14 protein-coding genes are annotated in these 13,848 nt (G+C 60.7%); 5 read left to right on the top strand and 9 right to left on the bottom strand.

Annotated features, from left to right (window positions below):
- Window positions 1–40 precede the first annotated feature (40 nt).
- The 5 genes from erpA to rplM form a co-directional block, all read right to left on the bottom strand.
- Window positions 41–403 carry an iron-sulfur cluster insertion protein ErpA gene (erpA, locus tag C8C92_RS05075; RefSeq protein WP_029496047.1) on the bottom strand — a complete coding sequence of 121 codons (363 nt, stop codon included), beginning with the start codon at window positions 401–403 and terminating at the stop codon, window positions 41–43.
- Between the two features lie 94 nt (window positions 404–497).
- Window positions 498–887, bottom strand: coding sequence for a polymer-forming cytoskeletal protein (locus tag C8C92_RS05070; RefSeq protein WP_099764295.1), 390 nt, complete (start codon window positions 885–887; stop codon window positions 498–500).
- A 90-nt stretch (window positions 888–977) separates the two neighbouring features.
- On the bottom strand, window positions 978–2,015 hold the full coding sequence (argC, locus tag C8C92_RS05065; RefSeq protein WP_116743171.1) for an N-acetyl-gamma-glutamyl-phosphate reductase: 1,038 nt from the start codon (window positions 2,013–2,015) through the stop codon (window positions 978–980).
- A 176-nt stretch (window positions 2,016–2,191) separates the two neighbouring features.
- On the bottom strand, window positions 2,192–2,584 hold the full coding sequence (gene rpsI / locus C8C92_RS05060) for a 30S ribosomal protein S9 (RefSeq protein WP_010393285.1): 393 nt from the start codon (window positions 2,582–2,584) through the stop codon (window positions 2,192–2,194).
- A 9-nt stretch (window positions 2,585–2,593) separates the two neighbouring features.
- Window positions 2,594–3,022 (bottom strand): 50S ribosomal protein L13, encoded by a 429-nt coding sequence (rplM, locus tag C8C92_RS05055; protein WP_010393282.1) that lies wholly within the window; start codon window positions 3,020–3,022, stop codon window positions 2,594–2,596.
- Between the two features lie 225 nt (window positions 3,023–3,247).
- On the opposite strand from rplM, the gene C8C92_RS05050 reads away from it, so the two are divergent.
- On the top strand, window positions 3,248–3,670 hold the full coding sequence (locus C8C92_RS05050; RefSeq protein ID WP_099760704.1) for an OsmC family protein: 423 nt from the start codon (window positions 3,248–3,250) through the stop codon (window positions 3,668–3,670).
- A gap of 99 nt (window positions 3,671–3,769) precedes the next feature.
- Here the strand turns inward: C8C92_RS05050 and coq7 are convergent, their stop codons facing one another.
- Together coq7 and C8C92_RS05040 are read right to left on the bottom strand one after the other, a co-directional pair.
- Window positions 3,770–4,414: a 2-polyprenyl-3-methyl-6-methoxy-1,4-benzoquinone monooxygenase gene (gene coq7 / locus C8C92_RS05045; RefSeq protein ID WP_116743170.1), complete on the bottom strand. Its 645-nt coding sequence runs from the start codon at window positions 4,412–4,414 to the stop codon at window positions 3,770–3,772.
- 86 nt (window positions 4,415–4,500) lie between these two features.
- Window positions 4,501–4,932, bottom strand: coding sequence for a hypothetical protein (locus tag C8C92_RS05040; protein WP_116743169.1), 432 nt, complete (start codon window positions 4,930–4,932; stop codon window positions 4,501–4,503).
- A gap of 148 nt (window positions 4,933–5,080) precedes the next feature.
- Here C8C92_RS05040 and C8C92_RS05035 point away from each other — a divergent pair, with 148 nt between their 5' ends.
- The 4 genes from C8C92_RS05035 (at window position 5,081) to C8C92_RS05020 (ending at window position 11,725) form a co-directional block, all read left to right on the top strand.
- Window positions 5,081–5,860 carry an ATP-binding cassette domain-containing protein gene (locus tag C8C92_RS05035; RefSeq protein ID WP_116745848.1) on the top strand — a complete coding sequence of 260 codons (780 nt, stop codon included), beginning with the start codon at window positions 5,081–5,083 and terminating at the stop codon, window positions 5,858–5,860.
- A gap of 3 nt (window positions 5,861–5,863) precedes the next feature.
- Window positions 5,864–7,060, top strand: a complete 1,197-nt coding sequence (locus tag C8C92_RS05030) for an ABC transporter permease (RefSeq protein WP_099760707.1) — start codon at window positions 5,864–5,866, stop codon at window positions 7,058–7,060.
- 182 nt (window positions 7,061–7,242) lie between these two features.
- Window positions 7,243–8,136 carry an ABC transporter ATP-binding protein gene (locus C8C92_RS05025; RefSeq protein ID WP_099760708.1) on the top strand — a complete coding sequence of 298 codons (894 nt, stop codon included), beginning with the start codon at window positions 7,243–7,245 and terminating at the stop codon, window positions 8,134–8,136.
- Window positions 8,137–8,146: 10 nt separating this feature from the next.
- Window positions 8,147–11,725 carry a M1 family aminopeptidase gene (locus C8C92_RS05020; RefSeq protein WP_116743168.1) on the top strand — a complete coding sequence of 1,193 codons (3,579 nt, stop codon included), beginning with the start codon at window positions 8,147–8,149 and terminating at the stop codon, window positions 11,723–11,725.
- A gap of 52 nt (window positions 11,726–11,777) precedes the next feature.
- On the opposite strand, the gene C8C92_RS05015 is transcribed toward C8C92_RS05020, so the two are convergent.
- The gene (locus C8C92_RS05015; RefSeq protein ID WP_116743167.1) at window positions 11,778–12,164 is read right to left on the bottom strand and encodes a hypothetical protein; all 387 of its coding nucleotides are present in this window, start codon (window positions 12,162–12,164) and stop codon (window positions 11,778–11,780) included.
- Window positions 12,165–12,334: 170 nt separating this feature from the next.
- A complete protein-coding gene (locus C8C92_RS05010) occupies window positions 12,335–13,798 on the bottom strand; it encodes a catalase (protein WP_116743166.1) in 1,464 nt (487 codons plus the stop codon).
- Between the last annotated feature and the right edge of the window lie 50 nt (window positions 13,799–13,848).

Below are 13,848 nucleotides of genomic sequence, written 5' to 3'. Positions count from 1 at the left end.
GATCATCGATCCGCTATTTTTACATTCCGGTAAAACTACTTTATACCGAGAACGAAGAACCGCAACCGCACGTCGACGTCGCGGTAGGGTTTTTAATCACGAACTGCGCACCTTCCAGGTCATCCTTGTAATCGATTTCCGCGCCGACCAGGTACTGGTAGCTCATGGAATCGATCAACAGCTGGACGCCGTTCTTGACCATGGTGGTGTCATCTTCATTGACGATTTCGTCGAAGGTGAAACCGTACTGGAAGCCGGAACAGCCGCCACCCTGCACGAAGACGCGCAATTTCAGGTCGGGATTGCCTTCTTCCTCGATCAACTGCGCGACTTTTTCGGCGGCGCTATCGGTAAAGATGATAGGCGAAGGGATCACATCTTGCATTTCAGCGACTGCATTCATTTCAGACTCCTCAGAAAACATAGCCTCATTATAGACTGTTGGCACAACTCGCGCTGCGGCCGCCACTGACACGGCTGGACGGTGTTGTTCCTGCTCACATTTCAGACACGGCCAGGTGCAGCACGGGGTCGGCGCTGTCGTGGCGGCTGAGCTTGCCCTGCACCTGGGCGCCGCTGTGCATTTCCAGCACCTTGTAATAGACCTCTCCTACAATGCGGGCTTTCGGCTGGATTTCAAGCATTTCGGACACATACACGGGGCCATTGATCTCGCCGCTGACGACCAGGCTGGAGCAGCGCACTTCACCATCGATGCGGCCCGCCTCGCCCAGCACCACATGCGTGGACTCGCCCGGCTCGCCGGTGACGTTGCCGTGCACATGGCCATCGATGCGCAAGCCGCCGCAAAACAGCAAGTCGCCCTCGATCCGCGTGGAGGCGCCGATCAGGGTGTCGATGGGGTTTTTCGCGTTGCGCTCGAACATGAACGTCATCCTGTCGGGGTAGGCGGCAATCCAATTTATCACAGGTGCGGCAAAAAGGCGCCGCACCTGCGCAAGCACGCCTGCCTATTTTTACGGCAGCAGGGCGATGTGTTGCAAACCGGCTGTTTCTTTCAGGCCAAACATCAAGTTCATGCACTGCACGGCCTGGCCCGATGCGCCCTTGACCAGGTTGTCTTGCACCACCAGCACGATGACGGTATTGCCGCCTTCGGGACGGTGCAAGGCCAGGCGCAGCATGTTCGAGCCGCGCGTGGAGCGGGTTTCCGGGTGCGAGCCGAATGGCATCACGTCGACGAATGGCTCATCCTTGTATTGCTCTTCGAACAAGGATTGCAATTCTTCATTGCTGACATCCTTGTTCAGCTGCGCGTACAGGGTTGAGTGCATGCCACGGATCATCGGCACCAGGTGCGGCGTGAAGGTCAGCGCCACTTTGTCGTCCGTGAAACGCTGCAGTTGCGCCGTCGTTTCCGGCAGGTGGCGATGACCGGCCACGCCGTAGGCTTTGAAGCTGTCGCTGCTTTCCGAGAACAGGATGCCGATTTCCGCCTTGCGGCCGGCGCCGGACACGCCCGACTTGCAGTCGGCGATGAGACCGCCCGCGTTGACCAGGCCAGCCTTGAGCAGCGGGTAAAAGCCCAGCTGCATGGTGGTCGGGTAACAACCGGGGTTGGCGATCAGGCTGGCTTTTTTAATGTCTTCGCGGTTCAGTTCCGGCAAGCCATACACGGCCTGCTCGATCAGCTCGGGTGCCGTGTGGGGAATCTTGTACCACTGCTCGAACTTGGCCTGGTCTTTCAGGCGGAAGTCGGCGGCCAGGTCGATGACTTTCACGCCGGCGGCCAGCAAGGCTGGTGCTTGCGCCATCGCAACGCCGTGTGGCGTGGCAAAGAAGACCACGTCACACTGTGCCAGATTCGCCTTGTCCGGCGAAGTAAACGCCAGTTTGACGTGGCCACGCAGGGAAGGATACATGTCAGCAACGGGCAAGCCATCTTCCTTGCGCGAGGTAATCGCCGTCAACTCGACATCTGGATGGGTAGCGAGCAAGCGCAGCAATTCCACGCCCGTGTATCCAGTGCCGCCGACGATGCCAACTTTGATCATGTTCTTTCCTTGTGTATAGATTGAGATTGCATAAAGATGAAGGGAAACGCTGCCCCTGCGGGTTTTCCGCGTATTTTACAGCGCAACGGCGCATCCCGCTGAAATGCAAAAAAGCCGCGGGACCGAAGTCCAGCGGCTTTTCGACCAGCACCTCGAAAGGTGCTGTAGCGTAAGAATTAACGCTTCGAGAATTGCTTTGCGCGACGTGCTTTGCGCAGACCAACTTTTTTACGTTCGACTTCACGTGCATCGCGTGTTACGAAGCCGGCTTTAGCCAGTTCCGGTTTCAACGCTGCATCGTAGTCGATCAGAGCGCGGGTGATGCCGTGACGAACTGCACCAGCCTGGCCCGACTCACCGCCGCCATGGACGTTGACTTTGATGTCGAAACGCTCGACATTGCCGGTCAGTTCCAGAGGTTGACGGATGACCATCAGACCCGTTTCGCGCGAAAAGTATTCGTTTGCTGGTTTGCCGTTAACAACGATCAAGCCTGTGCCAACTTTGATAAAAACCCGAGCCACTGCACTTTTGCGACGGCCGGTTCCATAATTGTAATTACCGATCATGTCAGTTCCTTAGAGAACAAGTGCTTTAGGTTGCTGAGCAGCGTGCGGATGGGAACCTTCCGCGTACACTTTCAGCTTCTTGATCATTGCGTAGCCGAGTGGGCCTTTAGGCAGCATGCCCTTGACCGCTTTCTCAAGCGCGCGACCTGGAAAACGCTGTTGCATTTTCTGGAAGTTGGTTTCGTAGATGCCGCCTGGATAGCCAGAGTGACGGTAGTAAATTTTCTCAGTAGCTTTGGTACCGGTCACACGCAGTTTGCCTGCGTTGATGACGACGATAAAGTCGCCGGTATCGACGTGAGGAGTAAATTCTGGTTTGTGTTTGCCGCGCAGTCGGAGTGCCACTTCGCTGGCAACACGTCCGAGGACTTTGTCCGTCGCGTCAACCACGAACCAATCGCGCTGGACTTCATGTCCTTTAGCGGAAAATGTTTTCATGTTGACTTCCTAATAGATTACACGCTCAAATGGTGGTTCCGCCGATGCTGCCATGCGGACTCTGCCTTATTTACTTTTCCTGAGCGAACGGAAAGCCGACAAGTATAAGCGGCTTTGCCTTGCCGCGTCAAGCCACGATGCAGACCGGCTGCGGGCTGGCAGGCGGCACATGGACAGGCATTCCTCTATTACAATACAAAACGCTTACAATTTTCGGAGAGTACGATGGAATGCAAAGTCAGCTGGAATGGCCCGTCGGGCATGAGTTTTCGGGCAGAAACCGGCTCCGGCCACCTGGTGACCATGGATGGCGCGCCCGATGGCGGCGGCCACAACCTGGCGCCACGCCCCATGGAAATGGTCTTGCTGGGTACGGGCGGCTGCACCGCCTATGACGTGGTGCTGATCCTGAAACGCGGGCGCGAAGCCGTCAGTGGCTGCGAAGTGACCCTGAAGGCCGACCGCGCCGACACCGACCCGAAAGTGTTTACCAAGATCCACTTCCATTTCACCGTGCGGGGCAAGGCCCTGAAACCGACGGCCGTGGAACGGGCCGTGACTTTGTCGCACGACAAATATTGCTCGGCGTCGATCATGCTGGCGAAAACCGCAGAAATTACGCACTCGTTCGAAATCATCGAGGAGTAGGTCGGGTAGGTCGGATTAGCGGGGCAAGGCCCCGCGTAATCCGACGACACCGGTAGCGCCAACAATGTTGTCGGATTACGGCCTGCGGCCTAATCCGACCTACAGGTAATACGCGGTTTTCGTCATCACTTTGCCCATGATGCCCATCAACGCCTTGACGGGTGCCGGGGTGTCGATGGCGCCGAGGCGCTGCGCTGCGGCGCCGTGTTCCACTTCATCGATGGCCATCTGCTTGACGATGGCGCGCGACTTGGCGTCCTGCGGCGGCAATTGCTGCAAGTGGCTGGCCAGGTGCGCTTCCACCTGGCGCTCCGTTTCCACCACAAAACCCAGGCTGCGGCCGTCGCCCATGCGCGCGGCGATGGTGCCCAGCGCAAAGGAACCCGCATACCACAAAGGGTTGAGCAGGCTCAGACGCGAGCCCAGCTCCGTCAGGCGCTGCGCCGTCCAGGCCAGGTGATCTTCCTCTTCGCGTCCCGCTTCGTCGAACTGGGCGCGGATGGCCGGGCTGTGCGCATAGCGCGCCTGCGAGTTGTACAGGGCTTGGGCGCACACTTCGCCCACGTGGTTGACGCGCATCAAGCCGGCGCTGTGGCGCTGCTCGGCCGCGCTCAGTTCCGCATCGGGCGCGTGCGCGGCCGGCGAGGGGCGCGAGGCCGAAGCCACGCCCGCGATGACGCGCAGGGCCTTGTCGGCGCCAACAATCAAACGATCCAGGGGGTCAAAATGGCGGTTCGCAGTCATCGTGGGCTATTCATGTAAGGGAAAACATGAATTATAGGATGATCGGGGCCAACAGTCCCCACGCCGCGCGCAGGGTGAACGGGGCTTTATTGACTTGTGCGCGCTTTTTCCTGCTCGATCCAGTCGACCACGGGGCCGACAGCGTCGAGGCCGGACAGGCTTTTCGCCACGCCCAGGTTGAGTGAAATCAGGAAGGAAATGCTGTCGACGGGGATGTCCGGGCAGTATTCGGTAAACGCGGTGCGAAAACGCTCCGATTGCAGCACGCGCAAGACTTTCTCGCCACTCATGAATTGCAGCACGCTAGCGATGCTGTGCCCGCCACCTAGCGAGTGGTAGATAAAGCGGTTGTACTTCGCGTCGATCTGCTTGAAATCGAGCGCTTCTTCCGTCATCAGGCCGGCCAGGTAGTACAAGCCCAGGCTGACACGGAAGAAACCGATGGCCTCGGCACTGGTCATGCCGGCGCGCGCCACGGCCAGTACCTTGTCCTGCATCGCCTGATCGATCGTTCGCATTGCACTCTCCCGCGCCGTCCGCCGGCGCCTACCGGGCCAGCTTGCATGAAGATGCTGTTTTTTTCAATAGACCAAACGATATTTCCACCTTGCAAGTTACATTTTTTGCATGCTACTCTCGTTCTTCACCGTCAAATGGATGAAGCACATGATTGAAGTCAAGCACCTGGCAAAACGTTTCCGCATGCCACCCCACAAGGGCAAGGGCGTGCACGTCAGCGATCCGCGCGAACACGACGGCTGGTTTCACGCCGTGCGCGACGTCAGTTTCAGCTGCGCCCCGGGCGAGGTGCTGGGCCTGCTGGGCCCGAATGGCGCCGGCAAGACCACCACTTTGCGCCTGCTGTCGACGGCCCTGCAAGCGGACGCGGGCAGCGCCCTCGTCAACGGCGTCGATGTGCTGCGCCAGCCGCTGGTGGCGCGCCAGAGCATCGGTTTCCTGTCCGGCTCGACGGGCTTGTATGGGCGCCTGACGGCGCGCGAGAACGTGGAATATTTCGGCCGCCTGCACGGCATGCCGGCCGACAAGCTGAAACACCGCTGCGACGAACTGTTTGCCCTGCTGCAGATGGAGGAATACGGCGGCAAGCGGGCCGATCAGTTGTCGACCGGCATGAAACAGAAGTGCGCGATCGCCCGCACCGTCGTACATGAGCCGCAGGTGGTGATCCTCGACGAGCCGACCACGGGCCTCGATGTGATGTCGGCCAAGATCCTGCTCGACTTCATCGCCAGCTACAAGGCGCTGCGCGTGCCGCTGATCTTTTCCACCCACCATCTGCACGAGGTGGAAAAGCTGTGCGACCGCGTCTGCATCATCAACCGCGGCACCACCGCCTTCAACGGCACGGTCAACGAACTGCGCCACCTGGGCGGCAGTGCCGATCTGTACGACGCCTTTGTCAGCGTCATCAACCAGGGAACCTGAGCCATGTGGACCATTTATCTGAAAGAGTTGCTGGAGCTCACGCGCGACCGCAAGACGCTGATTTTCACCATCCTCATCCCCATCTTTGCCATGCCGCTGATCTTTGGCGGCTTCGCTTATGTTTCAAGCAATATGTTCAAGAACGCCAAGACGGCGGAAATGCGCTATGCGCTGTTCGGCAAGGACCATTCGCCGGGCTTGAGCGCGCGTTTTGCGCAGCAGCACAACTTGCGCGAAGTGCCGCTGGCCAGCGAGGCAGAGATTCGCCGCGCCATCGGCGACGACAGCATCAAGTTCGCCGTCGTCATTCCGCCCCGGTTTGAAGAAGCGCTGCAGCAACACCAGCAAGCCAAAGTAGTGCTGCACTACAACAGCGCCAGCACGGTCGACGTGACCTTGCAGCGGGTGCGCGAGATCGTCGAGGCCTACAACGCCAGCCTGCGCGAAAGCGCGCTGTCGGCACTGAACTTGAGTCCGGCCCAACTGGCCTTCGCCCTGCACCCCATCGTGCTCGACAAGCAGTCGACGGCCAACGAGCGTGAGCAGATGGGCGCCATCGTCGGCGGCATGCTGCCCTACTTGCTGCTGATGGTGTGCCTGACGGCGGCCATGTACCCGGCCATCGACCTGGGCGCCGGCGAAAAGGAGCGGGGCACGCTGGAAACCCTGCTGCTGGCGCCCGTGCCGCGCAGCGCCATCGTGCTGGCCAAGTTCCTCGTGCTGTTTACGGTGGGCATGACGTCGGCCGTGCTGATGGTGGGCAGCATGGGCGCCCTGCTGGCCATCTTCGGCAGTTCGCTCGAAGGCAACATGGCCGTCATGGTGCGCAGCATCGGCTTGCCCGACCTGGCCATGGTGACCCTGATGCTGGTGCCGACAGCCGCCATCTTTGCCTCGCTGCTGCTGTCGATCTCGATCTACGCAAAAAGCTACAAGGAAGCGGCCGGCATGATCACGCCATTGATGCTGTTCGTCATCCTGCCCACGGTGGCGGCCATGCTGCCCGGCGTCGAGCTGAACTGGATATGGGCCATGGTGCCGCTGACGAATGTGTCGCTGGCCATGAAGGAACTGGTCAAGGGAACCATGGATTACCGCATGTTCGGCGTGATCCTGGCCTCGACCACGGTGATCGCGGGCGCGCTGCTGATGCTGTGCCGCTGGTGGTTTAACCGGGAATCAGTACTGTTCCGTAATTGATAATTACGCGGCGCGCTGGAAAGACCAGATCCGGCGCGCCGCCCACCCCGCTCATCTGCAATCTGGGCACGCGAAAATGCCGTGTATCGCATGCAACTGCCCAGTACGTCTTAAATTCAATACAATGCCAGCATAGAGTATGCCCTGTAGCATCGGGCAGCAACGCATGAGTCAGGAGTTGTATGGAATTGCAGATTCGCAAATTGTCGAAGACCTACGCGAATGGCGTGGTGGCGCTGGATAACGTGTCGCTGACGATACCGCCCGGGATGTTTGGCTTGCTGGGCCCGAATGGCGCCGGCAAGTCAACCCTGATGCGCACCCTGGCCACCCTGCAGGAATGCGATTCCGGCTCCATCTTCTTCGGCGACTACGACGTGCTCGACGACAAGGACGAGATCCGCCGCATGCTGGGCTATTTGCCGCAAGACTTCGGCCTGTATCCGAAGGTGACTGCGTATGAACTGCTCGACCACTTCGCCATGTTAAAAGGGCTGTCACAGCGGGCGCGCCGGCGCGAGGTTGTCGATGGCCTGTTGCAGCAAACCAATCTGTTCGACGTGCGCCACCAGCGCCTGGGCAGCTTTTCCGGCGGCATGCGCCAGCGCTTCGGCATCGCGCAAGCCCTGCTGGGCGACCCGAAACTGATCATCGTCGACGAGCCGACGGCCGGCCTCGACCCGCAGGAAAGAGTCCGCTTCCATAATCTGCTGTCCGATATCGGCGAAGACAAGACGGTGATCCTGTCGACCCACATCGTGTCCGACGTGGCCGACCTGTGCGCCAACATGGCCATCATCAACAAGGGCCATTTGCTGCTGTGCGGCAAGACCCAGGAACTGATCGACGAAGTCAGCTGCAAGATCTGGGCGCGCTTTGTCGACAAGAAAGAGCTGGCCAGCTTCCAGCAGCGCCACGCCGTCATTTCCACGCGCTTGCTGTCGGGCCGCACCCTGATCCACGTCTACAGCGACGACGACCCGGGCGACGGCTTCGAGGAAGCCATCGGCGACCTGGAAGACCTGTATTTCGCCACCATTGCCGGGCGCCACCGCGTTGCCCCGCAGTGCGACTGAGGGGGCAGCCATGTTTGCCATCGCCCGCTTTGAAGCGCGACAGCGGCTCAAGCTGCTGTCCACCTGGGTGTATTTCGCCATGTTCCTGGCCCTGGCCATGCTGTGGATGGCTGCCGCCGGCGGCGTCTTCAAGGAAGCGAGCATCAGTTTTGGCGGCAAGTTCCTGATCAACGCGCCGCGCTCGCTGGCGTTCACGTGCAGCCTGCTGGGCTGCTTCGGTGCCGTGGTGGTGGCCGCCATGATGGGCCGCTCGGTGCAGCAGGATTTCGAGTACGGCATGCAGCATTTCTTCTTCAGCGCGCCGATCAAAAAATACCAGTACGTCTTTGGCCGCTTCCTCGGCGCCTATCTGGTGCTGGCCGTGGTGTTTTCCAGCATCGTCATCGGCGCCTGGCTGGGCGCCTGGCTGCCCGGCATCGATCCCGAACGGCTGGGGCCGCAGCGCGCGCTGGCCTATCTGATGCCGTATGTATTTACCCTGCTGCCGAACCTGTTCATCTTCGGCGCCATCTTCTTCGTCATCGCCGCCCTGACGCGGCGCATGCTGCCCGTGTACATCAGCTCGGTGGTCATGCTGATCGGCTACCTGGTGGCGCCCTCGCTGGCGCGCGACCTCGACTACAAGACCCTGGCCGCCCTGATCGACCCCTTCGGCACCACGGCGCTGATACGCCTGACGGAATACTGGCCGAATGCGGAGCGCAACACGCGCCTGGTGACCCTGGAGGGCGTGTATTTGCTGAACCGCGCCATCTGGTCCAGCTTCGCCCTGGTGGCCTTGCTGCTCGGCTACTGGCGCTTCCAGTTCCACGCCACGACGGACGCGGGCGCCAGCAAGCGCCGCAGCGACGGCGATGTGCCGCTGCGCCTGTCGAGCGCTTCGCTGTCCACGCAGCAAGCGCCTGATTTTGCGCAGCGCAACCTGGCCGCCCTGCTCGTCAAGATGAGCTGGCTGAACCTGCGCGAAACCATCAAGAACATCTATTTTGTCGTCATCGTGCTCGCTGGCGTGCTGACCATGTATGCGGGCGCGCTCGACATGGGTTCCATGTACGGCACGAATACCTATCCGGTGACGGAAAAAGTGCTGGACATGGTCAGCGCCTCGTTTGCCCTGTTCATGCTGATCATTACCACATTCTATGCGGGCGAACTGGTGTGGCGCGAACGCGAGACCAGCATCGAGCTGATGCTCGACGCCCTGCCCGTGCCGAACTGGCTGCCGCTGCTGTCAAAGCTGTTCGCCCTGATCGGCCTGCAAGCATTGCTGAGCCTGGTCATCATGCTGTGCGGCATGTCGATCCAGGTCTTCAAGGGCTATTACCGCCTCGACCCCGGCCTGTACCTGGAATCGCTGTTCCTGGCGCACCTGCCCTACTACGCACTGATCGCCGTGCTGGCCATCTTTTTGCAGGTAGTGATCAATCACAAGTACCTGGCGTATTTCGCCATGATTCTGTACCACATCGCCAGCATCAGCTTTGCCTCGCTGGGCCTGGGCGACCCGCTGCTGCTGTACGCCAGCACGCCGGATTTCATCTATTCGGCCATGAACGGCGCCGGCCACTATGTGTTGCGCGAGCGCTGGTACTTGCTGTACTGGAGCGGTGCGGCCGTCATGCTGACGGTGCTGTCGCTGCTGCTCTGGCCCCGCGGCGCGCAGGACAGCTGGCGCATCCGCTTGCGCCTGGCGCGCCACGGCCTGACGCACGGCGTGCTGGCCAGCTTTGCCATCGGCCTGTTGATTTTCGTGGGCGCCGGCGGCGTGCTGTTCTACGTCTTTCACGTGGCCAACGATTACAAGTCCGAATTCGCCCGCGATGCGGACCGCGCCAGCGTCGAGCGCCAGTACCGCAAGTTTGCCGCCACGCCGCAGCCGAAAATTACCGACGTGAAACTCGACGTAGCCATCTACCCGGCGCAGCGCACCCTGGCCGTCACGGGCCGCTACATGCTGCAAAACAAGACCAGCCTGCCGATCAGCCACATTTTTGTGCAGCAAGACCCCACCGCCACCATGCGCCTGCGCTTTGACACGCGCGTGCACCCTGGCCTCGATGACGGCAAGCTGGGCTTTTACAGCTACCGCCTGGCCGCGCCGCTGGCGCCGGGTGCCAGCCTGGGCCTCGATTTCGACATCCGCTATGCACCGCGCGGCATCTTCGGCCTGGGCCAGGACACGCCCGTGGTGGCCAACGGCACCTTCTTCACGAATGCCGTGCTGCCGCACATCGGCTACCAGCCACAGCAGGAATTGACGGACCCGCGCGACCGCAAGAAACACGGCTTGCCAGCGCGCGAACGGGCCTTGCCGCGCGACGATGCACGGGGATTGGCTGACAATTACGTCAGCATGGACGCCGATCGCATCAACTTTGACGCCACCGTCAGCACCGTCGACGACCAGACGGCCATCGCGCCGGGCATGCTGGACAACGACTGGATCGCCAAGGGCCGCCATTACTTCCATTACACGATGGACCAGCCGATCCTGAATTTCTACGCGTTCCAGTCGGCGCGCTACGCCGTCAGGCACGAGCGCTGGCAAGACGTGGCCATCGACGTGTATTACCATCCGGGCCATGAATACAACCTCGATCGTTTCGTGCGTGGCAGCAAGGAAGCGCTCGATTACTACACGAAAAACTTCGGCCCCTACCAGCACAAGGTCTTGCGCATCGTCGAATTTCCCCGCTACGCCACGTTTGCGCAATCATTCCCGAACACGATTCCGTACTCGGAAGGCCTGGGCTTCATCGCCAAGGTAGACGACAAGAATCCGAAGGACCTCGACTATCCGTTCTACATCACGGCGCATGAAGTGGCGCACCAGTGGTGGGCGCATCAATTGGTGGGCGGCAACACACGTGGCGCCACCGTGCTCAGCGAAACCCTGGCCGAATATTCGGCCCTGATGGTGATGAAAAAAACTGCGGGGCCAGCCAAGATGCGCCGCTTCCTGCGCTATGACCTGAATCAATACCTGATGGGGCGCAGCGAAGAACGCAAGAAGGAGCTGCCGCTGGCCGAGAATGAAAACCAGGCCTACATCCATTACCACAAGGGCAGCCTGGCCATGTATTTACTGCAGGACATGATCGGCGAAGACAAGGTCAACGGCGTGCTGCGCGAGCTGCTGAAGACTTACGGCCAGAAGGGACCGCCGTATGCGAGCGTGACGGCGCTGGTGCAGGGCTTGCGCCAAGTCACGCCACCCGAGCAGGCTTACCTGATCGATGACCTGTTCGAGAAAATCGTGCTGTTCGACAACCGTGCCCTGTCGGCCACGGCCACCAAACGCGGCGATGGCAAGTACGCCGTCACCCTCAAGGTGCAGGCGGGTAAATTGACGGCCGGCGAACAGGGAGAGGAACACGATGCGCCCCTGCATGACTGGATCGAGATCGGCGTCGACGACGCGAATGGCCATCCGCTGCTGCGCGAACGCCTGCGCATGACGGCGCGCGAAGCGAGCTACACCGTCATCGTCGGCAGCCGGCCCGGCAAGGCGGGCATCGATCCCGACAACAAGCTGATCGACCGCAAGCCCGATGACAATATGGTCACCGTCGAGCTCGACGAACCATGACGAAAAATGGCCACCCTGAACAGGTGGCCATTTTTTCAGTGCAACACGGGAATCAGGCCGCGGCGCAGCGCGTCACCAGGCTCAGGCTGATGCCCATCTCCGTCAGGTGCTGCATGTCGGCCAGGGTCAGGTCCAGCGGCGCATCGAGCGTGTCGTCGCCGTTCAACTCCAGTTGCAGCTCGGCCACGATGCGCGGCATCGTGAACGTGACGCCGCGCGAGCGGCATTCGGCCAGGTAGCTGCGTATGCGCGAGGGTAACACTTGCGCTTTGGACGCCTGTGCGATGACGACTTCAAAGCCGGAATCGAGATGCACGCGACCCGCCGTGCCCTTCGCCTCGCCCTTGCGCCATTGCCGTTCCGGATCCGTGGGCAAGACTTCGAGAATGGATTTGAGCGTGGGATCGTCCCCATGCACCGACAGCTTCACCATATTCATATTGCAAGACTTTCTAGTCAGGATGCCGCCAGGAAGACGACACCATCATCAGACCGACAAGTCTACGCATGGAAGACAAATATGTCCATACGGCAATATTTAATATCTGCCACCAATTTGGGCTATATCAACAACAGGCGGAACAGGATAGCTCCGCCTGTGATCGCCGATTACTGCGCCGCGCCGCGCGCCTGCAAGGCGGCCCGCACGCCAGCGCCGTAGGCGGCATCGGCCCGGTCGAAGTGGCCCAGCTGACGCTGCAAGGTTTCCGGCCGCACCAGACTCAACGGTCCTGCCAGGTTGTCGAACAGGTTTTGCTGCGCCTGGACGGACATCAGACGGAACAGATTGCCGGCCTGCGTGTAATCGTCTTCCACGCCGCGCCCATCATAACGGGCCGCGCCACCATCGAGCGCCAGCGCCGGTTCACCATGGCCCAGCCCTTGCGGCTGCGTGCCTGCCGCCGCCACGTTGGCGTAGTTCTGCGCGGAACTGCCATTGTGGATCGCCATGCCGCCGTCGCGCTGCTGGTTGTGGAAGGGGCAGCGGGCCGCATTCACGGGCAGATGCTGGTGGTTGGTGCCGACGCGGTACAGCTGCGCGTCGTGGTAGGCGAACAGCCGGCCTTGCAGCATCTTGTCCGGCGAGTATCCCATGCCCGGCACGGCATTGGCCGGCGAAAAGGCTGCCTGCTCGACTTCCGCGTGGTAATTGTCCGGGTTACGGTTCAGCTCGAAAATTCCCACCGGCAGCAGCGGGAAGTCTGCGTGCGGCCACACTTTCGTCAGGTCGAACGGGTTCCAGCCCGTACGCTGCTCCCATGCATCGAGTTGCTCTTGCGTCGCCACCTGCAGCTTGACTTCCCACTGCGGGAAATCACCGCGTTCGATGGCGCCAAACAGGTCGCGCTGGGCGTAGTCGGGGTCGGCACCGGCCAGGCGGCCCGCTTCCGCCGCAGGCAGATTCTTGATGCCCTGACGCGTCTTGAAGTGCCATTTCACGTACACGCGCTGGCCCTCGGCATTGATCAGGCTATATGTGTGGCTGCCGAAGCCATCCATGTGACGATAGCCGTCCGGCGTGCCGCGGTCCGAGAACAGCATGGTGACCTGGTGCAGGCTTTCCGGCGCATGGCTCCAGAAGTCGAACATCATCTCGGCCGATTTCAAGTTGCTTTGCGGATCGCGCTTTTGTGTGTGGACAAAATCGGGGAACTTGATCGGGTCCTTGATGAAGAACATCGGCGTATTGTTGCCAACGAGGTCCCAGTTGCCCTCTTCCGTATAGAAACGCACGGCGAAGCCGCGCGGGTCGCGTTCCGTATCGGCACTGCCGCGTTCGCCACCGACGGTGGAAAAGCGCGCGAAGGTGGCCGTCTGCTTGCCCACTTCGGCAAACAATTTGGCCTTGGTGTAACGCGAGATGTCGTGCGTGACGGTAAAGGTGCCGTAGGCGCCCGAGCCTTTGGCATGCACCACGCGCTCGGGAATGCGCTCGCGGTTGAAATGCTGGAGTTTTTCGATCAGGTGGAAGTCTTGCAGCAGCAGCGGGCCGCGGGGGCCGGCGCTGATGGAATTCTGGTTGTCGGCGACGGGGATGCCCGAGGCGGTGCTGAATGGCGGCTGTTGACTCATGACTGCTTTTCCTTCGTTGTTGACTGATGGAACTTAGTGTAATGAAGTCA

The sequence above is a fragment of the Janthinobacterium sp. 78 genome (assembly GCF_003096775.1).
GTDB lineage: Bacteria > Pseudomonadota > Gammaproteobacteria > Burkholderiales > Burkholderiaceae_D > Janthinobacterium > Janthinobacterium tructae.
Note: the sequence above shows the minus strand (reverse complement) of the source record. Positions and strands in the feature narration are given on the sequence as shown.

Excerpts from the sequence above, each read along its gene's own strand:
- coq7 (WP_116743170.1), bottom strand. The coding sequence starts at position 4,414 with ATGACTGCGAACCGCCATTTTGACCCCCTGGATCGTTTGATTGTTGGC.
- erpA (WP_029496047.1), bottom strand. The coding sequence starts at position 403 with ATGAATGCAGTCGCTGAAATGCAAGATGTGATCCCTTCGCCTATCATC.
- C8C92_RS05050 (WP_099760704.1), top strand. The coding sequence starts at position 3,248 with ATGGAATGCAAAGTCAGCTGGAATGGCCCGTCGGGCATGAGTTTTCGG.
- rplM (WP_010393282.1), bottom strand. The coding sequence starts at position 3,022 with ATGAAAACATTTTCCGCTAAAGGACATGAAGTCCAGCGCGATTGGTTC.
- C8C92_RS05070 (WP_099764295.1), bottom strand. The coding sequence starts at position 887 with ATGTTCGAGCGCAACGCGAAAAACCCCATCGACACCCTGATCGGCGCC.
- C8C92_RS05040 (WP_116743169.1), bottom strand. The coding sequence starts at position 4,932 with ATGCGAACGATCGATCAGGCGATGCAGGACAAGGTACTGGCCGTGGCG.
- C8C92_RS05025 (WP_099760708.1), top strand. The coding sequence starts at position 7,243 with ATGGAATTGCAGATTCGCAAATTGTCGAAGACCTACGCGAATGGCGTG.
- C8C92_RS05020 (WP_116743168.1), top strand. The coding sequence starts at position 8,147 with ATGTTTGCCATCGCCCGCTTTGAAGCGCGACAGCGGCTCAAGCTGCTG.
- rpsI (WP_010393285.1), bottom strand. The coding sequence starts at position 2,584 with ATGATCGGTAATTACAATTATGGAACCGGCCGTCGCAAAAGTGCAGTG.
- C8C92_RS05030 (WP_099760707.1), top strand. The coding sequence starts at position 5,864 with ATGTGGACCATTTATCTGAAAGAGTTGCTGGAGCTCACGCGCGACCGC.
- argC (WP_116743171.1), bottom strand. The coding sequence starts at position 2,015 with ATGATCAAAGTTGGCATCGTCGGCGGCACTGGATACACGGGCGTGGAA.
- C8C92_RS05035 (WP_116745848.1), top strand. The coding sequence starts at position 5,081 with ATGATTGAAGTCAAGCACCTGGCAAAACGTTTCCGCATGCCACCCCAC.
- C8C92_RS05015 (WP_116743167.1), bottom strand. The coding sequence starts at position 12,164 with ATGAATATGGTGAAGCTGTCGGTGCATGGGGACGATCCCACGCTCAAA.
- C8C92_RS05010 (WP_116743166.1), bottom strand. The coding sequence starts at position 13,798 with ATGAGTCAACAGCCGCCATTCAGCACCGCCTCGGGCATCCCCGTCGCC.